Source organism: Brevundimonas sp. (assembly GCF_004210735.1).
GTDB lineage: Bacteria > Pseudomonadota > Alphaproteobacteria > Caulobacterales > Caulobacteraceae > Brevundimonas.
Genome location: NZ_SDZL01000011.1, coordinates 1 through 19,867, shown reverse-complemented (window position 1 = coordinate 19,867; position 19,867 = coordinate 1). Strand labels below are relative to the sequence as shown.

General features: G+C 69.5%; 17 protein-coding genes and 1 pseudogene. 6 read left to right on the top strand and 12 right to left on the bottom strand.

The genetic code is table 11. The features are described 5' to 3' along the window. Nucleotides 1–215 precede the first annotated feature (215 nt). Nucleotides 216–2,627 carry a membrane-bound PQQ-dependent dehydrogenase, glucose/quinate/shikimate family gene (locus EON91_RS03855; RefSeq protein WP_292091733.1) on the top strand — a complete coding sequence of 804 codons (2,412 nt, stop codon included), beginning with the start codon at nt 216–218 and terminating at the stop codon, nt 2,625–2,627. Between the two features lie 3 nt (nt 2,628–2,630). On the opposite strand, the gene EON91_RS03850 is transcribed toward EON91_RS03855, so the two are convergent. Next, complete coding sequence (locus tag EON91_RS03850) at nt 2,631–4,214, bottom strand: alpha-amylase family glycosyl hydrolase (RefSeq protein WP_292091732.1); 1,584 nt, start codon at nt 4,212–4,214, stop codon at nt 2,631–2,633. A gap of 151 nt (nt 4,215–4,365) precedes the next feature. Here EON91_RS03850 and EON91_RS03845 point away from each other — a divergent pair, with 151 nt between their 5' ends. Further along, the gene (locus EON91_RS03845) at nt 4,366–5,661 is read left to right on the top strand and encodes a sugar MFS transporter (protein WP_292091731.1); all 1,296 of its coding nucleotides are present in this window, start codon (nt 4,366–4,368) and stop codon (nt 5,659–5,661) included. A 13-nt stretch (nt 5,662–5,674) separates the two neighbouring features. Here EON91_RS03845 and EON91_RS03840 read toward each other — a convergent pair whose 3' ends face one another. From EON91_RS03840 to EON91_RS03810, 7 genes are all read right to left on the bottom strand, one after another. Continuing rightward, the gene (locus EON91_RS03840) at nt 5,675–6,778 is read right to left on the bottom strand and encodes a cell wall hydrolase (RefSeq protein ID WP_292091729.1); all 1,104 of its coding nucleotides are present in this window, start codon (nt 6,776–6,778) and stop codon (nt 5,675–5,677) included. A gap of 9 nt (nt 6,779–6,787) precedes the next feature. Beyond that, nucleotides 6,788–8,068, bottom strand: coding sequence for an O-antigen ligase family protein (locus EON91_RS03835; protein WP_292091727.1), 1,281 nt, complete (start codon nt 8,066–8,068; stop codon nt 6,788–6,790). Nucleotides 8,069–8,151: 83 nt separating this feature from the next. Then, on the bottom strand, nt 8,152–10,440 hold the full coding sequence (locus EON91_RS03830; protein ID WP_292091726.1) for a polysaccharide biosynthesis tyrosine autokinase: 2,289 nt from the start codon (nt 10,438–10,440) through the stop codon (nt 8,152–8,154). Between the two features lie 36 nt (nt 10,441–10,476). Further along, on the bottom strand, nt 10,477–11,781 hold the full coding sequence (locus EON91_RS03825) for an outer membrane beta-barrel protein (RefSeq protein ID WP_292091725.1): 1,305 nt from the start codon (nt 11,779–11,781) through the stop codon (nt 10,477–10,479). 97 nt (nt 11,782–11,878) lie between these two features. Beyond that, the gene (locus EON91_RS03820) at nt 11,879–12,352 is read right to left on the bottom strand and encodes a hypothetical protein (protein WP_292091722.1); all 474 of its coding nucleotides are present in this window, start codon (nt 12,350–12,352) and stop codon (nt 11,879–11,881) included. A 111-nt stretch (nt 12,353–12,463) separates the two neighbouring features. Beyond that, nucleotides 12,464–13,054, bottom strand: coding sequence for a hypothetical protein (locus EON91_RS03815; RefSeq protein ID WP_292091721.1), 591 nt, complete (start codon nt 13,052–13,054; stop codon nt 12,464–12,466). 34 nt (nt 13,055–13,088) lie between these two features. Beyond that, nucleotides 13,089–14,096, bottom strand: coding sequence for a transglutaminase-like cysteine peptidase (locus tag EON91_RS03810; protein WP_292091720.1), 1,008 nt, complete (start codon nt 14,094–14,096; stop codon nt 13,089–13,091). 334 nt (nt 14,097–14,430) lie between these two features. On the opposite strand from EON91_RS03810, the gene EON91_RS03805 reads away from it, so the two are divergent. Together EON91_RS03805 and EON91_RS03800 are read left to right on the top strand one after the other, a co-directional pair. Then, a complete protein-coding gene (locus EON91_RS03805; RefSeq protein WP_366250161.1) occupies nt 14,431–14,907 on the top strand; it encodes a polysaccharide biosynthesis/export family protein in 477 nt (158 codons plus the stop codon). A gap of 72 nt (nt 14,908–14,979) precedes the next feature. Next, entirely contained in the window at nt 14,980–15,759 is a 780-nt protein-coding gene (locus EON91_RS03800) for a metallophosphoesterase (RefSeq protein WP_292091717.1), read from the top strand. Here EON91_RS03800 and EON91_RS03795 read toward each other — a convergent pair. The 4 genes from EON91_RS03795 to erpA form a co-directional block, all read right to left on the bottom strand. Beyond that, nucleotides 15,728–16,666, bottom strand: coding sequence for an alpha/beta fold hydrolase (locus tag EON91_RS03795; RefSeq protein WP_292091716.1), 939 nt, complete (start codon nt 16,664–16,666; stop codon nt 15,728–15,730). The two genes, EON91_RS03800 and EON91_RS03795, sit on opposite strands and share 32 nt — an antisense overlap. 26 nt (nt 16,667–16,692) lie before the next feature. Further along, nucleotides 16,693–17,367 (bottom strand): SdpI family protein, encoded by a 675-nt coding sequence (locus EON91_RS03790; protein ID WP_292091714.1) that lies wholly within the window; start codon nt 17,365–17,367, stop codon nt 16,693–16,695. Next, nucleotides 17,364–17,660, bottom strand: a complete 297-nt coding sequence (locus EON91_RS03785; protein WP_292091712.1) for a metalloregulator ArsR/SmtB family transcription factor — start codon at nt 17,658–17,660, stop codon at nt 17,364–17,366. The genes EON91_RS03790 and EON91_RS03785 overlap by 4 nt, the downstream gene beginning before the upstream one ends. A 76-nt stretch (nt 17,661–17,736) precedes the next feature. Beyond that, nucleotides 17,737–18,084: an iron-sulfur cluster insertion protein ErpA gene (gene erpA / locus EON91_RS03780; protein WP_292091771.1), complete on the bottom strand. Its 348-nt coding sequence runs from the start codon at nt 18,082–18,084 to the stop codon at nt 17,737–17,739. Between the two features lie 103 nt (nt 18,085–18,187). Here erpA and EON91_RS03775 point away from each other — a divergent pair, with 103 nt between their 5' ends. Both EON91_RS03775 and EON91_RS03770 read left to right on the top strand, forming a co-directional pair. Beyond that, complete coding sequence (locus tag EON91_RS03775; protein ID WP_292091710.1) at nt 18,188–19,366, top strand: deoxyguanosinetriphosphate triphosphohydrolase; 1,179 nt, start codon at nt 18,188–18,190, stop codon at nt 19,364–19,366. 79 nt (nt 19,367–19,445) lie between these two features. Further along, nucleotides 19,446–19,867: pseudogene (locus tag EON91_RS03770) on the top strand (SPOR domain-containing protein); the annotation flags it as partial.

Here is a 19,867-nt window from a genome sequence, read left to right as displayed (position 1 = left end):
GGCAAATCTTTTCGCCACAATATGACATTGCGAATAAATATGGGTGTGGATGTGTCGTTGCGCTCGGTTTGCAGCGATTTTCGTTCGGATGTGCGCGCTGATGCGGGAAAGGAATGTCGGCGCCCTTTCCCCGCCGCCGCCCTGGGCAAGCGGAACCGTCGCGACGGCCCCGGCGTTGCCCGGTCAGCCAGGCTGATCGAGAAAAGGGGCGTCAGATGCCGATTTCACGCGGATATCGCGGCGTAGAGCGCGGGTCGGGCGGTATCGCCGCCCTGGTCCTGGGCGTCCTGTTCATCCTGATCGGCCTCGTGCTGACGGTCGGCGGTGGCTGGCTGATCGTACTGGGCGGTTCGGCCTATTATCTGCTAGCCGGACTGGGTCTGATCGCGTCGGGCGCGCTGCTGTGCCTGGGCCGTTCGCTGGGCGCCTGGGTCTATATCGGGGTCTTCATCCTGACGGTGCTGTGGGCGCTGTGGGAAGTTGGGCTGAACGGCTGGGCGCTGGTGCCGCGCGTCATCGCGCCGCTGGTCCTGCTGGTGCTGGTGATCCTGGTCCTGCCGACCCTGTTGCCGCGCGGCGGCCTGCGCGCCCTGTGGATCGGCCTGGCGGCTACGGCGGTGTTCGTCATCGTCGGCGGCGTCACGGTCGGTCAGGCCAATAAGGCCCGCGTGACCCAGGCCGTGCCCGCCGCCCGCGCCGTCTCGGTCGGCGATCCCGCCCTGATCCCGACGGCCTCGGACTGGACGGCCTATGGCGGCACGACCGCCGCCCAGCGCTATTCCTCCCTGACCCAGATCAACCGCGAGAATGTCGGCCAGTTGCGCCGCGCCTGGACCTATCGCACCGGCGACACGCCCGACAAATTCGGCGCGGAAACGACACCGCTCAAGGTCGGCGACACGCTGTACGGCTGCTCGGCCATGAACAAGATGTTCGCCCTGGACGCCCGCACCGGCCAGCGCCGCTGGATGTACGATCCCAAGGTGTCGGACGACGCCATTCCCTACACCGCCGCCTGCCGTGGCGTGACCTATTACACGGCGCCCGACGCCGATCCGGCCCAGCCCTGCGCGGCGCGCCTGATCGAGGGCACGCTGGACGGCCGTCTGATCGCCGTCGATGCCCGCACCGGACAGCCGTGCCCCGCCTTCGGCCAGAACGGCCAGGTCGACATCAAGGTCGGCATGGGCGAGGTCGTGCCAGGCATGGTGTCCATCACCTCGCCGCCCGTCGTCGTGCGCGGCGTCATCGTCACCGGCCATCAGGTGCTGGACGGCCAGAAACGCTGGGCCCCCTCGGGCGTGATTCAGGGCTTCGACGTTCAAACCGGCGCCCTGCGCTTCGCCTGGGACATGATGCGCCCCGACATCACCACCCTGCCGCCGGCCGGACAGACCTATACCCCCGGCACGCCCAACATGTGGACCATGGCCACCGGCGACGAGGCGCTGGGCCTGGTCTATCTGCCGATGGGCAACTCGGCCGCCGACTATTACAGCGGCCTGCGTCGCCCGGAGGAGAACCGCTATTCCACCTCGCTGGTCGCGCTGGATGTCCTGACCGGCAAGCCGCGCTGGCATTTCCAGACGGTGCGCAAGGATGTCTGGGACTACGACCTGGGCTCGCAGGCGACGCTGGCCGACTTCCCGACGCCGGGCGGCATGGTCCCGGCCGTGATCTTGCCCAGCAAGCAGGGCGACTTCTACATCCTGGATCGCCGCACCGGCCAACCGCTGCACGGTGTCGAGGAACGGCGCGTGCCCCAGGGCGGGGTCGAGCCCGCCCAACGCAGTCCGACCCAGCCGTTCTCGCTGTACCACACCCTGCGCAAGGCCGACCTGACCGAGCGGGACATGTGGGGCATGTCGCCGATCGACCAGATGATCTGCCGCATCAATTTCAAGCGCGCGACCTACGACGGCTATTTCACCCCGCCGACCTCGGACACGCGCTGGATCCAGTATCCGGGCTATAACGGCGGCTCGGACTGGGGCGGCATCGCGGTCGATCCGGCGCGGGGCGTCATCGTCGCCAACTACAACGACATGCCCAACTACAACCGGCTGGTCCCCCGCGCCGAGGCCGATGAAAAGGGCTGGTATCCCCGCGGCGACCCCCGCGCCCGCAAGGGCGGGGCCGAGGGCGCCGGCGATCCGCAGATCGGCGTGCCCTACGCCATCGACGTGAACGCCGGCTGGCGCATGCCCGTCACCGGCATGTTGTGCAAACAGCCCCCTTACGGCGGCCTCCGCGCGATCGAACTGGGCACCGGCAAGACCCTGTGGGATCGGCCGTTCGGCACGGCGCGCAAGAACGGGCCGTTCGGCATTCCCTCCATGCTGCCCATCGACATCGGCACGCCCAACAACGGCGGCTCGGTGGTCACGGCGGGCGGCCTGATTTTCATCGCCGCCGCCACCGACGACCTGATCCGCGCCATCGATATCGAGACGGGCAAGACCGTCTGGTCGGACACGCTCCCCGCCGGGGGCCAGGCCAATCCGATGGTCTATGAGCAGGGCGGTCGCCAGTATCTGGTCATCATGGCCGGCGGCCACCACTTCATGGAGACCCCAGCCGGCGACTATGTGATCGCCTACGCCCTGCCAGAAACCGGGCCCCGCTGATCGTCAGCCGGCCTGCAACAGCAGGCCGGCCAGCGGCGGCAGTCGGCCGGCGTCGCCGCCATTGACGGCTTCGACCACGATCCAGCCGGGCTGCGGCGTCCAGTCGACCGCGTCGTGGCCCAGGTTGAACACGGCCATCAACCGCTGCCCCTCGTCCTCGCGCGTCAGGATCAGCAGCGGCTCGGTCGCCTCGACCTTCAGGGCGCCGGTTCGCAGCGCGGGGTGCGATTTGCGCAGGGCTGTCAGCCGCCGTGTCGCATGCAGCATGGACGTCGGATCGGCCTCCTGCGCATCCACGGCCAGCGAGGGATGACGCGCATCAATCGGCAGCCACGGCTCGGTGGTCGTGAACCCCGCGAAGGGGGCATTCGCCTTCCACGGCATCGGCGTGCGCGCGCCGTCCCGGCCTAGGGTCTGCGGCCAGTTGGCGATGGCCTCGGGATCAACCAGTCGCTCGAACGGCACCTCGCCCTGCGGCAGGCCCAGCTCTTCGCCCTGATAGATGAAGGCATTCCCGCGCAGACACATCAGCAGCAGCATCAGCATTTCAGCCAGCGCGCGCGGATCGCGTCCTTCGGCCCAGCGCGAGACGACGCGTGGCGCGTCATGGTTGGAAAACGCCCAGGACGGCCAGCCTTCGCCCTCGGCGCCCGACCACATCGCCGCCCCCCGCGCCACCAGATCGGCCGTCAGCTGGTCGGCGTACAAATAGATAAAGCCATAGGCGCTGCTCAGCCGGTCGCCGCCTGCCGTGACGGCCAGCATCTCCTGCGCCTCCCGCTCGCCGGGCACCTCGGCTACGGTGAACCGGTCGCCCGGATAGCTGTCGGTCAGCGCCCGCAGCCGCTTCAGCACCGGGATCAGGTCGGGGTGCGACTGGTTGAACCGCTTGTCCTGGAAATCGAACGGCCGCGTCCGCCTGCCCCCCGGCGGCAGCGCCGGATTGTCACGCAGCGACGGGTCGGGCATGGCGAAATTGATCGCATCCAGCCGAAACCCGTCCACGCCCCGGTCCAGCCAGAACCGCGCCGCGTCCAGCAGCGCCTCCTCTACGGCCGGATGCCGCAGGTTCAACTGCGGTTGCTGGCTCAGGAAATTGTGCATGTAGTACTGGCCGCGCCGCGCGTCCCAGGTCCAGGCCGCCCCCCCGAACACCGACTGCCAGTTCGACGGCGGCGTTCCGTCCGCCTTCGCTTCGGCCCAGACATACCAGTCGGCGTGAGCGTTGACGCGATCCTGCCGACTGGCCTGGAACCACGGATGCTGGTCCGAGGTGTGGGCCCAGACCTGATCGATGACGACCTTCAGCCCCAGCGCATGGGCCCGCGCCAGCAACCGGTCGAACGCCGCCAGATCGCCGAACATCGGATCGACGCCGCAATAGTCGGCGACGTCATAGCCAAAGTCCTTCATCGGCGAGGGGAAGAACGGTGACAGCCAGACCCCGTCCACCCCCAACGACGCGACATGCTCCAGATGCGTCGTGATCCCGTCCAGATCGCCGACCCCGTCGCCGGTCGTGTCCGCGAAACTGCGCGGATAGATCTGGTACAGCACCGCCCCCCGCCACCATTCCCGACCCGTCATCAACGCCATCCTTTCGGTGATGGCCGCAACCTAGACCGGGTCGGGCGGCGCTACACTTTTTCTTTCAACGCAGCGTCTGCGCTGGACGTAACCGGTTACGAGTGAGAACCAAGGGCCACGGCCGCACCAATAGCGGCGATCGGGGAGCGACATGACCGACACCCAAGTCTCCAAGGCGCGCGGCACGGGCCTCGCCTTCGCCTATGTGACCAGCCTGTTCTTCGCCTGGGGCTTTGCGACCTCGCTGATCGACCCGTTGATCGCGGCGGTGCGGCGGGTGTTCGATCTCAGCTACACCGAATCCTTCCTGACCACCTCGGCCTGGTTCATCGCCTATGGGGTGGCCTCGCTGCCGGCCGCCGCCGTGTTGTCGCGGCTGGGCTACAGCCGGGCCATCATCGCCGCCCTGCTGACCATGGTGGCGGGCTGCCTGATCGTGCCGGTGGCGACCATCGTCGACTTCTATCCTGGTATCCTGCTGGCCCTGTTCGTCATCGGCTCAGGCGTGACCCTGTTGCAGGTCGCGGCCAATCCGCTGGTGGCCGAGCTGGGCTCGCGCAAAAGTTCGCACTTCCGCCTGGTCTTCTCCCAGGCCTTCAACTCGCTGGGCGCCACCTTTGCGCCGTGGGTGGGGACGCACATCCTTCTGACCGGCGGGATCTTCGCCGCCGGGGCGGTGGTCACCGCCGCGACCCGCGCCGAAAGCCTGCGCAGCATCGACATCGCCTTTCTGGGCATGGGCGTCTTCTTCGCCCTGATCGCCGCCTTCATTTTCTCGGCCCGCAAACAGATCAACGCCGCCGCCCCGGCCCGCGACGCCGCCGCCCCGGCGGGCGCGGCGTCGATGCTGTCGGCGCTGAAGTCGCGCTGGGCGCTCTTCGGCGCCCTGGCCATCTTCGTCTACGTCGGTTCGGAAGTGGCCATCGGCGCCATGCTGACCAACTTCCTGGCCAGCCCCGACATCCTGAACCTGGAGCTGGAGCAGGCGGGCAAGATGGTCCCGCTGTACTGGGGCGGCGCCATGATTGGCCGGTTCGTCGGTTCGGCCCTGCTGACGAAGGTGCGCGCGGGGGTGCTGCTGTCGGTCTGCACCGTCGTGGCCGCCAGCCTGTGCCTAGTGGTGACCCAGACCGGCGGCGTCACCGCCGCCTATGCGGCGCTGGCGGTCGGCTTCTTCAACTCGATCATGTTCCCGACCATCTTCACCCTTACGTTGGAGCGGTCCTCGGCGCCGGCCTCGGCGACCTCCGGCCTGCTGGTGTTCGGCATCATCGGGGGCGCCATCCTGCCGCTGCTGGCGGGGCAGGTGGCCGACCGGTCGGGCGATCTGCACCTGGGCTTCTTCGTGCCGCTGGCCGGCTATGCTCTGCTGACCGTCTTCGCCGTCATCTGCGCCCGCATGCCGGGCCGGGTCGAGCCCGGCGCAAGCGTCGCTTCGCCTCACTAGGGACGGGGGAGCCCTACCAACTGCTGGGCGCCGCGATCCGGGCCCGTCGCGCGCGGGCCGGCGCCTCGGGCGAGGCCATCGGGCTGGCCATCACGGGCGGTGACGCGGGGCGGGCGGCGACAACGGGCGCCGCCTCCTCGGCCGGGGCGGGCTCCACGACGGCGACGGCCTCGATCAGTCGCGGGGCTGCGACCTCGATCTCGACCGGCGTCGTCGCCATCTCGATCGGCGCGGGCGGCAGGATCTCGACCACAGGCTCGGCCAGTGGCGACAGCGCCGCGACCACTGGCTCGGCCCCCGGATGCGCGCCGGTAAAGGCGGACGGCAGGCCCCACGCCCCCGGCCAGCGATAGAAGATGTGCGTCCCGATCTGCTTCATCTTCACCAGCCGCGGCGCCCAGTACGGGGCGACCCAGTCGGTGTGATAGTGGGTCGCCATACCGACGCCGGGCGCAACCGCCCCGTTCAGCGCGGCCGAGGCCACGGCCCGCGCCCGCGCCCAGCCGGCGGCGTTCGGCGTCCGCGCCATCGCCCCGTCGCAGCTGAAGGTGAACTGGCAGCCGGTGGTCCGCTCCGATCCCTGGAACACCACGCCGCACACCGTGCGCGGATAGGCCGGGTGGCGCGACCGGTTCAGCACCACCTGGGCCACGGCGGCCTGACCCTCGGTCGTTTCCGACGCGGCCTCGTAATAGATGGCGGCCGTCAGGCAATCCAGCGCGCGGGCGTAATCCTCGGGCCGATCCACCGGCATGACGAACGGCCGCGCCGACAGGATCGGCAACGTCGAGAAGGGCAGGGCGGCGTTGGCGGCCCGCGCCTCGTCGGCGTCCAGATCGCGCAGGGCGTCGGGCGACAGCGTCAGCTCGGTCATCGCCTGGGGCGGGGGCGCAACCTGTGCGATCAGGCGCGCCTCCGCCGGCGCGGCCAGCAGCGCCAGGCCGGACATGACGACCGCCGCTCCGGCCCACAGGACCACCAGCGCCGCGCCCAGCCCGGCGGCGGCCAGCGGCGCGATCTCGCGCTGGATCAGCGCCAGTCCGATGCGACGGGCGTCGGCCCACAGCCGCAGCGCCGGATCGATCGCGCGCGGCAGAACCTGATCAACGGACGACATGGTCTCTCCTCAATCCCGCAGCGCGCCAAAGGCGAACTGCAGGCCCAGCAGGAAGGCCCAGAAGGCCGCGATGGACGGGGTTTGCAGGGCGTAGTCGGTCAGGCCGTGCGCCAGCACCACCAGATTGGCCGCGATCAGTCCGCGTTGCAGGCTCTGCCCCGGCCGGGGATCGACGGCGCGTCCCACCGCAACCGTCATGACGACGGCGATCACGGCGAACATCGCCGCCGCGCCCAGCACGCCGATTTCGGTCAGCCACTGCAGATAGACGTTGTGCATGGCCCGGATGAAATGCAGCGCGCCATAGGTCTCGGGCGTCATGATGGCGTTGTTGACGTCGTTGAACGCGCCCAGTCCATGACCCGTCAGCGGCGTTTCAAGGAAGGCGCGCCAGTGGGCCGAGAAGATGGTCTCGCGCGCCCCCGTGTCCTGACCCAGCCGCGCCAGCCGCGACAGGAACAGGTCCCCGCCCAGCAGCAGCAGGCCCACCAGCGCCAGCGCCAGCCCCCCGACCAGCCGCAGCGGATGACGACGCAGCGTCGTGAACTGGCTCCACAGCACCAGCGCAGCCAGCGCCAGCAGGGTCGAGGCCACGCCCATCCGCGACGCGGTCAGCAGCAGACAGCCGGAAAACAGTATCCCGCACGCCAGCGCCGGGCCCATCGCCTGTAACCGCAGCGGCAGGGCCACCGGCGCCCCGCGCAGCCGCCGCAGCATGTCCGACGCCGCCAGCACGGTCAGCACGCCGAACACGGTGGCGGCGCTGTTGGGGCTCATCAGGCCGCCGGTCAGGCGCGGCGTGTCGGCCACCTGAACGCCGGCCAGATACATGGTAAGGGCCAAACCTGCCCACACCGCGCCGACGGCCAGTATGGCGTTGACGGTGAACACTGCGCTGGATCGCCGCGCACCCTGCATGCAGCCCAGCAGGAAGACACAGGCCAGTCCCCCCAGCTTGGCGATCTCCAGCAGGGTGGCCGAGCGGTTGATCGTGCCGGCCTGACCGCCGACCCGGCTCCAGACCGGATGTGCGCCGTCCGGCCCCGCCACGAACAGGCTCAGGATCGCCCACCCCGCGATCACGCCGAACAGGGCGGCCACGGTCCACAGCGGGCGCACCGCCGCCAGCTCCCCGGCCGCCGCCGGTCGCATCAGCCCGACAATAAGCGCGACCGCCAGCAGCATGGCCAGCACCTGGGCCGCCAGCATCTGATTGGCCCCGAACGCCAGATGCGCCAACGTCAGCAGGGCGGGAACAATGACCAGTCCCAGCCGCGTCCGGCCGCTCAACCGCGCGCCGGCCCGCCGCCGGGGCGCGAAGGCCCGACTGCGTGATGACGAGGATGCTGCGGGGGCGGATATCCGGCCCATGGTCAGCTTGCGTAGTATTTCTTGTAGTCGGCGTAATAGTAGCCGGCGTCGCCGTAGCCGTAGCGGGCCTGGGCGTTCATATCGACCTGCGTCAGGGCCACGCCCGTCACCGTCGCGCCGGCCTTTTGCAACAGGCGGATGCCCGTGCCGATGGCCTTCTCGGGCGTCTTGCGCCAGCGGGCCAGGAAGATGGTCGCGTCCGCCTTGGCCGCCAGCACGCGGGTGTCGGCCACGGCCAGCACCGGCGCGGTGTCCAGGATGACCAGGTCGAACCGGCTGCGCAGTTCGGCGATCAGATCATCCATTCCGCTTTCGCCGAATATGTCGCGCGGCGTGAAGCTGTTGCTGGTCAGCGGCAGGACACTGGCGCCCGACGGGGCGTCCAGCATCAGCGCCTGATCCAGCGTCGCCTTGCCGGTCAGCACCTCGACCAGGCCGACTTCAGGCTCGACGCCTAGCAGGCGGTTCACGTTGCGGCGGCGCAGGTCACAATCGACGATGACCACCTTGCTGCCGGCTTGCGCCGCGACGCGCGCCAGGCACAGCGAGGTCGTCGTCTTGCCCTCGGCGGGCAGGGCCGACGTCAACGCCAGCACCGACACCGTCTGGCCGGTGTTCGAGTACAGGACCGAGGTGCGCAGCGCGCGCACCGCCTCGGCAAAGGCCGACAGCGGCTTGCGGGCGATATAGTCGACCGGCGTCTCGTCCCCGTCCAGCGGTTCGGAGACCGACGACACCAGCGGCACGGAACCCAGATGGGCGACGCCCAGCCGTTGCTCCACGTCGTCGGCGGTGGTCATGCCGCTGTCCAGAATCTCGGCCAGGACGATGCCCGCCACGCCGCCGGCCAGGGCCAGCATCAGGCCCAGCAGCAGGTTCACCGGAATGTTCGGCGCGCTCTGCGACGTCGGGATGCGCGCGCGCGAGACGATCCGCGCGTCGGACTGTTCGATGCCTTCCTGGGCGCTGGTTTCTTTGAAGCGATCGAGGAAGCTCTGGTACAGGGTCCGCGCCGATTCCGCGTTGCGCGACAGTTCGTTCAGTCGAACCGAGGCAGCGTTGTTGGCGGCTAGGGTGCCGCGCGCGGTCCCCAGGCTGGACGCCATCGATCCGGTCCGCTCGCGCGCGACCTGGACCCGGGCCTCCAGGTTCGAGATGATGCGCTGGATCTCGGCCTGGATCTGGCCGTCGATGTCGGTCAGTTCGCGCTGGGCGCGGATCATGTCGGGGTGGCGCGGGCCATAGCGGCCGGACAGGTCGGCGACGCGGCCGCTGACGGTGGCGCGCTGGGCGCGCAACTGCTGCACCACGGTTGAACCCAGGGCCTCGCCCACATCTTCGCCTGTCGAGCCGCGCGACAGCTGGGCGCGCGCGGTGCGCAGGCGCGCCTCGTCCTCGGCCTGTTGCGCACGGACGGTGGCCAGTTGCTGGTTATAGGTCGAGATCTCCTGCTCGGTCAGGGTCGCGCCCGATGCGCTGAGCAGGTTGTTGGCGATGCGGTACTGCTCCACCGCCGTCTCGGCCTGCTGCACCTCGATGCGCAGTTCGCCCAGACGGGTGTTCAGCCACTGGTTGGCCTGACGCGTCGCGTCGAACTTGGCCTCCAGCTGCTCCAGCAGATAGCGATCGGCGAAGGTGTTGGCGATCTTGGCGGCCTTGGCCGGGTCGGCCGAGGTGAACTGCACGTTCATGACGTACGTCAGACCCGCGCGCTTGATCTTCAGCCGCGACAGGACGGAATCGACGACCCGCTCCTTGGCCTTCAGTTGCTCCATTTCCGACAGGCGCGCCCGCGCTCCGTCCGGCGCAGCGCCGGTCAGGATGGCGCCGGCAGCGCCGGTCACGGTCTTGATCAGGCCCGGGCGACGGATGTCGGGGTTGAACTCGGGGTCCTGGTCCAGTTTCAGCGTGTCGACCACGCGCTGGGCCAGATGTCGCGACCGCAAGATCTCGACCTCGGTGTCGATGACGCCGGAATCGGCGCTCAGTCCCGACAGCACGGCCTGGGTGTCGACCACCTGCTGCTGGCGGGTGTCGATCATGACGTTGGCCGTGGCTGTGAACATCGGCGTGGCGCGGGCGGTATAAACCACCGTCGCCAGCAGGATCACCGCCGCGATCGCCAGGAACAGCCGCAGCCGGCGGCGGAAGATGGCGATCAGCCGATGCGGATCGATCGCGTCACCCAGCGCCTGTCGCAAGCCCTGGCCCCCACCCTGGCCCTGAAACCAGTCAGCGGCCCCGGGGGCGCCGGGACCGCGGATGCTGCGGGGATCGAGTTCACGATTCATGGGGTACGCTTCCCGGCGCCCAAAGGGCGCTCAGCACTAGAACTGGGTGACGAGGGTGACCGTCAGGCGGTTGACGTCGAAATCCGCGCCGCTGTCCAAGCCCTTGGACGACTGCTCGAACTTGCTGGCGGCGACGGTCACACCGGCGCGGCGATTGACCAGCCAGGTGCCGCTGACCGAAACGCCAACGCGCTCGTCCTCGCGGTCGATACCCTCATATTCGTCGCGGGCGACGGTGGCGTTGGCGCTCAGGATGACGTTGCGGCGCAGTTCGTGATCGACGCGCACACCGGCCGACGACGACATATAGCCGCCCGAGGAGGCGATGCCGGAATCCTCGACCGCGCGTGCGCCTGTCAGGGTCACGGTGGTCATCTGGGTGGGGAACCACTCCAGCAGGCCACGCGCGGCGAAACCGTCGATGCTGTCGTAGTTGTCGAAGTCCTGGCTGACATAGCCAGCGGCGATTTCACCGCGCGACACGGCGCTGATCTCGAAATTAACGCCGCCCAGCACTTCATAGCCGTCGGAATCGCGCGACAGGACGCCCGGCGCGCCTGTGTCGTCATAGTCGCGGGTGTTGGCGGTCAGCTGTCCGAAGATCGCCGTCGCCGGGCTCAAGGCGTAGTCGCCGCGGCCCGACAGGCTGGTGATGGTGCGATCACGGCTGTCCTGGTCGATCTCGACCCCGCCGGCGGTGAAGGCGTCGTCATAGTCGAACGCGCGCAGATCGGCGCGGACGCCCAGCTTCAGGCGACCCGAAACGCGGGTTCCGGCGGCGAAGGCCTGGGCCAGGTCATAACGCACCGGCTCTGCGGCTGCGGCTGGCGCGCTGGACGAGGTGCGCGGCTCGGTCAGGCGGGCATAGTCGGCGCCCAGCGCCAGATTGGCGGCGCGCGTGATGTCGATCCGGCCGGCGGCGCCCGTGCCCCAATCCTCGGAATTCTCGTCCGAGAAGTCGGAATAGCGGCTGATCGCGGCGCGGGCATAGGCGCGCAGCGAATGGCGCGACCAGCCCGATTCCAGCGCCAGCTCCGGCTTGACCCGCCAGATCAGGTCGCTGTCCTCGCCCGTGGCCACGGCGAAGACGTTGTCGTTCTGCTCGGCCTCGATCTCCACGCGCGGGAAGGCGGAAAAGACCCCCATCGGCACGCCCAGCGCCTCATAGTCCGGACGCGGGCGCTCCCGTACCGACACATTGCGGTCGCGCGCGAACAGGTCGGCCGACTGACCTTGCGCGCGGCTGACGGCGGAGCCGGCCGACTGGGCCTGGACGACGGCCCCTGGGGCGGCGGCGCTCAGGGCGGCGACAGCGGCCACGCTGGTTTTCAGAAAGGACATGGCAAACCTCATACGGGCGCACGGGCGCCCGTCTCGACGGTTACGGTTGGGAAGAGCGAGCAGGCGTCCGGCCGCGTCAGGCGGCCGGAAACCGGGATCAGGTGTTGGGACGGTAATCCGAGCCGCCACCGCCGGATCCGCCGGCCGAAGGCGGGGCGCCCAGCGGGCTGCCGCCGCTCTGACCACCCGAAGCGGGGGCGCTGGAGACGGCGCCGATGACGCGGGTCACCGAGGCCACGGCGGCCGAAGCGGCGGCCGACAGCGAGCCCGAGGCGGCCAGACTGGCGCGCGCCTGGCCAAGGGCCGCAGCGGCGACTTCAGGCGCGGCGCCCGAGGCGGCGATGGCGGCCTCGATCGCGGCTTCGATGGCGACCTGGGCTTCGGCGTCCGACAGGCCGCGTGCGGCGGCGTCAGCCTGGGCCTCGACGATGGCGGCCTGAAGCGTCAGGGCCAGGGCGGCCGTCTGATCCACCCCTTGGACCACGGCTGCGGCGGGCGCGGCGGGCGCGGCGACGGCGAAGCCGGCCATCGCCAGAACAGGCAGGGCGGCGAGCCATGCAGAGCTTTTCATTCGGAAGTCCCCCTTAGGAATGCCGCTTGGCCCTATATGGTAAAGTTTTGTTAGCAAAGCTGACTAGACGAAATTGCCGCGTTGCAACGGTGTTTCGTTTCGGGACTGTGCTTATTGGATTACACTGTTCGCCGAATTGGGGTGTTTCTCCCGAAGCGCGATCCGCACTGCCATTCGCGCCGCCAGACGGCCGGCGGGATCCTGGATGGTGTCTGCGAAATCGTCTGAACTGCGGGCCCGCGTCTTGGACCGTGCGCTCAGTTCGGCGATCGCCTTCTGGCGCAGCGGCGCGGGCAGATCGCGCCAGCGCTCGAACAGGAAGGTCAGCCGCCAAAGGGTCACGTCCGGTCCCAGCGGCGCCGCCTCGTACGACCGCTCCAGCGCCTCCAGGGCGGCGGGCGTCAGGCCGCCGGCCTTGCGCGTCTCCAGATCGGCCACCCGCAGCCAGACGGTCGCGGCGGCGGGAGACAGTTTCAATGCCGCGTGCGCTTCGGTCAGAGCCCGGTCCAGGTCGGCGGGCGCCAGGGCGTGGGCCAAGGCGTCGGACCGCGCCTCGCGCACGCTGATCATCGACGACGCCAGAGGTGAGGGGATTTGCGGCGCCGCCAGCGCCAGCACCAGTCCGCCGCTCAACCCCAGTACGCCCAGGGCGAACGCCCCTATGATCAAGCGTCGCGCGCGACCGGCTTGTCGTTCAGCCATGAACCGTCCCCCTGCGGGGCGTTCTGCGGCCCCTTCAACCCTGCATCGAGACCCAGTCGAAGGTTCGGCCGGGCGCCTGACGCTGGCGCCACTCATAGTCGACCTGATCCCAGCGCGAAATCCACGGCGTCAGGTTGTCCAGCACGAACTCGCCCTCGTGGGTGGCCAACAGCAGCACGGCGTGCTCTTCACCCCACCGCGTGCGCACCAGCGCGATCGACAGGGCGGTGGCCGGCACGCCCGCCGCGACCAGGGCGCGGCGCTTGGCCAGGACATAGTCCTCGCAGTCGCCACGCGCGCCCGATGTGGTCGGCACGGTCCAGCGGTCGGCCGACCCATAGGTCTTCAGGTCGGACTGGTGGCGGATGCGGCGATTGACGTCGCGGTTCAGGGCCTGGACCTGTTTCCAGGTCGCCTTGTCCATGGCCACGGCGAAATCGGCGGGTTCCGCGGGCGCTATCACCGCCACGACGTCGCCGGCCGCATCGATGGCCGAGACGGCGTCAGCATCCATGAGGTCCGCCACGGCGACCTCGGCCACTGCGATCTGCGCGACATCGCCGGCCGCCAGGGCCACGTTGTTGTCCGCTAACGGGGCCTCGACAGCGACCGCATCGACCGCCAGCGCCTGGCTTGCAGCGTCCGTTGCTGCGGCGGCGCCGAACACGCCGCTCCAGTCGAACCGGCCGGCGCGGGCGGGCCTTGCGGCCGCCGGTGCGGCGTCGTTGCTTTGACGCCCAAAGATCTCGGCCCAGTATTGGTCGGCGGCTCGCGCGCTGATCGACGCCAGTTCAAGACTATCGGAAGGCTGCCCGGATTCTACGCAGTCTTCCGGTGTGCGGCGGCAGAAGTCGAGAAAGCCTGTCGGCGGCGATGCCGCCGGGCCTGCGGGGGCCAGACGGGCTGCCGACGGCGCAGTCACGGCCGCGATCAGCGCCCCGCCCGCAGGCGCTGCGGCGTCAGTGGTGGCGCATGCCGCCGCTCCGGCCGACAGGGCCAGCAGGGCGGACAGGCGAAGGATCATATGGCGTGTCAGGTGCATGCCGGGCCTCTTGTTCTGAGGCTACTCTGACGCTTGTCTTGTAAGATATAGAATACAAACGTCGTATTCTAATCGTTGATTGTCATGGTATTCGACTAGTTAATCTGAATGCTTGTTAAGGACGTTGCGCCCCGCAGCGCCTTGGAGAACGACGTCATTTACGGCTATAGTCCTGCCTCCAGGGGGGCTTGTGGACATGTTGAACGGACTTCGGGCGGGACTCGTTGGTCTCGCTTTGCTGGTTTTTGGCGTCGCGGGATGCGCGCCGGCGCCGGCCGTCGGTCTGCCTGCAGAGCCTGCCGCGGCCACCTCTTCGGCCGCGGGGCAAGAGGCGGTGTCTGACCGCATCATCCCGGAATACCGTCTCGGCGTGGCCGACAAGGTGCGCGTCAACGTCTTCGGGGAAGAGGCCCTGACGGGCGAGTTCCTGGTCGGCTCGGGCGGCAAGGTCTCCCTGCCGCTGATCGGCGAGGTCCAGGCCGCCGGCTACACCATCTCCCAGTTCCAGACCGAAATCGCCGAGGCCCTGAAGCAGGGTTACATCATGGAGCCGCGCGTCAGCGCCGAGGTGCTGAACTACCGCCCCTTCTACATCCTGGGCGAGGTGAACAAGCCCGGTGAATATCCCTACACCATGAACCTCAGCGTCATGAACGCCGTGGCCACGGCCGAGGGCTTCACCTATCGCGCCGATACGCGCCGGGTCTTCATCAAGCGCGCCGACAGCGCGGGCGAACAGGCGTTTCCCCTGACCACGGCGACCCAGGTCGCGCCGGGCGACACCATCCGCATCGGCGAGCGGTTCTTCTGATCCTTGGGCTGGCTGTCCCGACTTCTGGGCGGCCGGTCACGGCCTGATCCCTCGGCCACGCCCGCGCCGTCCGTGCGTGCGCGCGCCGCCTCCACGCCGCCCGGCGTCGTCGTCTGGGCCGTGGGCGACGTGCATGGCCGGCTGGACCTGCTGGACCCTCTGCTCGATGCGATCGAGGCCGACGCGGCGAGCAGCGACGCCGAACGCAAGGTCGTGGTCATGCTGGGCGACTATGTCGATCGCGGGCCGGACTCACGCGGCGTGATCGACCGCCTGCTGCGCCTGCCCCAGGGTGAGGGCCGCGAGCGGCGCTTCCTGCGCGGCAATCATGAGGACCGGATGGAGGCCTTCCTTTCCGATCCCGAGCTTGGCCCCGGCTGGTGCGACTATGGCGGGCGCGAGGCCCTGCGCTCCTATGGCGTCACGCCGCCCGCCATGCGCGGCGACGCCGACGGCTGGGCCGGGGCGGCGAGGGGGCTGAACAAGGCGATGGGTCCCGATCACCGCGCCTTCCTGCGCGACCTCGAATATTCGGTCCAGATCGGCGACTATTTCTTCGCCCACGCGGGCGCCCGGCCCGGCGTCGCCCTGGCGGACCAGTCGCAGCAGGACCTGATGTGGGTCCGCAACGCCTTCCTGTCCGATCCGCGTCCGTTCGAGCAGGTCGTCGTTCACGGCCATACGCCCGAAGATGTGCTGGTCGCCGACCATCGCCGCATCGGCGTCGACACCGGCGCCTACGCCACCGGCGTGCTCAGCGCCGTGCGTCTGGAGGGGGCGACGCGCACCCTGATCCAGACCGCCGTCGAGGGCCGCGCCGTCAGCGTGCGGCGGGCGCCGCTTTCAGGATAAAACCCCCCACCGTCTCGGCCACCCCGGGCGCCAGCGGCAGGTCAGGATCGCCATAGGTCGCCAGATTGCCGGCCCGCTCGGCCGGCGCGACCTTCAGCACATGATTGACCCCCGCCAGCCTGACCAGTTCGGCATGCGGCTGGGCCGCCGCCACGCGCTCGGCGTCGCTCATCGGGATCTGCAGGTCATGGTCGCCCTGAACGATCAGGATCGGCCCGTCGTACTCCGCCGCCAGCCTCGCCGGATCCAGCGGCAGCCAGGACATCAGATAGGGTTGGACCGACGGCCGGAACACAGCGGCCAGCGCCGCCGGCGCCTCGGTCGGGCGCCCGGCTTCCAGATCGTCCAGCGCGCTCATGGCAGCGGGTTTCAGCGCATCGGGCAGGGCGGCGTTCAACTGTTCGCGCAACACCTCGCCCGCCGGGCGTCCGGCGCCGGCGATCAGCACCAGTCCGCAGACGGGCGTGTCCGACGATTGTGCGGCCACCAGCGCCACCAGCGCGCCCTCGCTATGGCCGATCAGCCAGGCGCAGGGCAGGCCGGTCCTCGCCACGGCCTGGGCTGCCCATCCGCGGGCGTCCGTCGCCATGTCGTCGAACCTGAGGTCAGCCTCGTCGGTCCCTGCCGCCTGACTCTCGCCGATGCCCCGCTTGTCATATCGGATCGAGGCGATGCCTTGCTGACCCAGCGCCTCGGCCAACAGCCGCATGTTGGCGGCGCGCACGCCCAGCGGGCTGTCGCCATTGCGGTCGGTCGGCCCTGAGCCGGGCAACATGATCGCCGCCGCGCGCGGCGCGCCGTCCGGCGTCATTAAGGTCCCGTGCAGCGCCGCCGGCTGGGCGGGCAGGGTGACCGGCGTCTCGGTCGGGGAAACGATCAGGGCGGCGGCGAGGGCGAGGCTCAGCATGGCGGGCTCCGTCTTTGGCGTGGAAATCAGAAGGGTTGGCGCTCGGGATCGGTGCGCCACACGCGCCAGCTCTCGACCACGGCCCAGAGGGCGGACAGCAGGACGCCTCCGATCAGCAATTGCAGCCCCAGCGGTTGCGGCGCGACCGGCGAAGCGATCAGCCCGGCCAACCCCAGCCAGAAGAAGCACCGACCGGCCAACCGGTTCGACCGTTCCCACGCCAGCCTGCTCTTGTAGCTCCACGGCGTGCGCACCCCGACCACCGGATTGGCGCCTACCCGGCCCAGAAACGCGCCGATGGCCAGGAACAGCAGCGCCAATCCCGCCATGGGCGCGGCCCCGCCTAGCGAGTCCACGGCGCCCAGGCTGGTCGCCGCGCCGAACGCGCCGACCCCGCCCATGGCCACGGCCGTGACCACCTGATTGACGCCCAGGCTTCGCCTGCGCGCGGGATCGTCGCTGCGCCGCCGCGCCAGGCTTGTGAAGGTCCCGATCACCCCGTTCAGCAGGCCCAGCCCGCCGATCAGGGCCGCCAGCTCATACCGGCTGGCCCAGCGGTCGGCCTGGCCGTCGATGCCGAAATGAACCGGAACCTCGCCGGTCGGTCCGGCCAGGGCGATCCAGACTCCGCCCGCGATCAGGGCCACGCTGACGGCGGAGCTCAGGGCGTCGGCGGCCGTGGGGTCGTGTCGTTCGGTCATGGCGTCTTCGTCTCCTTTGTCGCGTCCTGGTCCGTGATCGGGCCGGTCATCTCCATCAGAAAGGCCAGCGCCTCCTCCACCGCCGAGATGTTCAGCCGATAGCGGATCGAGGCGCCCTCCCGTTCGGGATCGACCAGTCCGGCCTCCTTCAGCGCATTCAGATGGCCGGTGATGGTCGGCCAGCTCATGTCGAAGGCGGCGGCGATATCGCCCGACGCCATCGGACCGCGCCGCAGCATGGCGATGATCCGACGCCGCACCGGATGCGACAGGGCCTTGAACAAGGTGTTCATAGGCATGCTCCTAATTAGGAATATTCCTAAATGCAAGTCCCAACGAACGGCGTGACGCCGTTCTCGCTTCCGGGGATCAGATCGAGAAGCTGACGCCGCAGCCGCAGCTAGTGGCTGCGTTCGGGTTGCGGATCACGAACTGCGCGCCCGCCAGTTCATCGACAAAGGCGATCTCCGACCCCTTCAGGAACGGGACCGACACCGGGTCGATCAAGGCCGTCTGGCCGTCGCGCTGGATCTTCAGGTCGTCGTCGGCCGCCGTCTCGACCAGGTCCAGCTGATACTGGAAGCCGGAACAGCCGCCGCCCTCGACCGCGACCCGCAGCATCAGCGCCCTGCCTTCGACCGCCGCCAGTTTTGCCAGCCGTTTCGCCGCGCTCTCGGCCAGGACGATGCCTTCCGGGGCGCGGGGCGAAACCTTCAGCTCGAAGGCGGCGGGGGCTGTGGATTGGACGCTGCTCACAGGGCTCTATATGAGGCGCGTGCGGGCGAACGCAAAGGCCCGCGTCATCACGAAGCCGCTGCCGTTGAGCCAGACCGAACGCGCGCCCTACGCCGAGACCTCCGCCACGTCGCGCGGACGGCGTTTCCCCGAAGACGCCAGCCGCACGCGGACGGCCTTTGCGCGGGACCGCGACCGCATCATCCACTGCACCGCCTTCCGCCGCCTGAAGGAGAAGACCCAGGTCTTCGTGGCGCACGAGGGCGACCACTACCGCACCCGTCTGACCCATTCGCTGGAGGTGGCCCAGATCGCGCGGTCGCTGGCCCACGCCCTGCGGCTGGACGAGGATCTGGCCGAGACCGTCGCCCTGGCCCACGACCTGGGCCATCCGCCCTTTGGCCACGCGGGCGAGGATGAGCTTCAGGCCCGGATGGCCGAATGGGGTGGCTTCGACCACAACGTCCAGACCTTCCGCGTCGTGACGAAGCTGGAGGAACGCTATCCCCGCTACGACGGCCTGAACCTCAGCTGGGAGACGGTCGAGGGGGTGGTCAAGCACAACGGCCCGGTCGCCCATCGGCTGGACGAGCCCGCCTGGCGCGCCATCGCCGACTACGCCCAGGGCTGGGATCTGCGCCTGGACAGCTTCGCCTCGCTGGAGGCCCAGGCCGCCGCCATCGCCGACGACATCGCCTACAACAACCACGACGTGGACGACGGGGTGCAGGCGGGCCTGTTCACCCTGGACGACCTGCGCGACGTGCCCCTGATCGGCCCGATCCTGCGCCAGACCCGTCAGGACTGGCCGGACGTGGACCAGCGCATGATCCGGCTGGAGGCCGTGCGCCGCATGATCGGCGTGATGATCGAGGACGTGCTGGCCGAAACCGAACGCCGCCTGGCCCAGGACGCCATCCGTTCGGCCGAGGATGTGCGCGCCGCCCGCCGCACTCTGGTCGCCTTTTCCGACGGCATGCTGGCCGATCTGGGGGTGCTGCGCGCCTTCCTGTTCGAGCGGATGTATCGCCACTATCGGGTCAACCGCACCCGCAGCCAGGCGCGCCGCGTGCTGGGTGAGATGTTCCAGCTGTTCATGGCCGATCCCAGCGTCCTGCCGCCCGAATGGTCGGCCAAGGCGACGACCGACGACCCGCACAAACGGGCCCGCGCGGTGTGCGACTACATCGCCGGCATGACCGATCGCTACGCCATCGAAGAGCACCGCAAACTGTTCAGTCTCGACCTGGCGCTCGATCTGTGATTCGAAAGGTCGGCTGGGCGGGTTAGGATAGGCATCCGGCGCGTCGATTCGCGTGCTGGCCACGGCAGAGAGCGCGACCATGTCCCATGACGATCCCTACGGCCCGAACGGCGGCCGCGACCGCGGCGCCTATACCCCGCCGACGGACGACGACGATCTGCCGTTCCACCGACCCGGCGGCTACGACGCCCGTCGCGCTCCGGCGTCCAAGGCGCCGCCCCTGACCCTGATCATCAGCGCGGCGGTCCTGCTGCTGCTGATCGTGGCCGTGATCGCCTTCTATCGCTCGGGCGTGCGTTCCTCGACCGACGCCCCGCCCGCCGTGGGCACGCCCGTTGGCGACATGAAGACCGAAGCGCCGATCGACGCCCAGCCCGTCGACCCCGAGGCCGGCGTCACCGTCTATGACAACGCCGAGGATCCGGCCGCCGCCCCGACCTTCACCCCGCCGCCAGAGGCCGTGCTGCCGCGTCCCGCGCCCGCCCCGGTGGACGCCGGCCT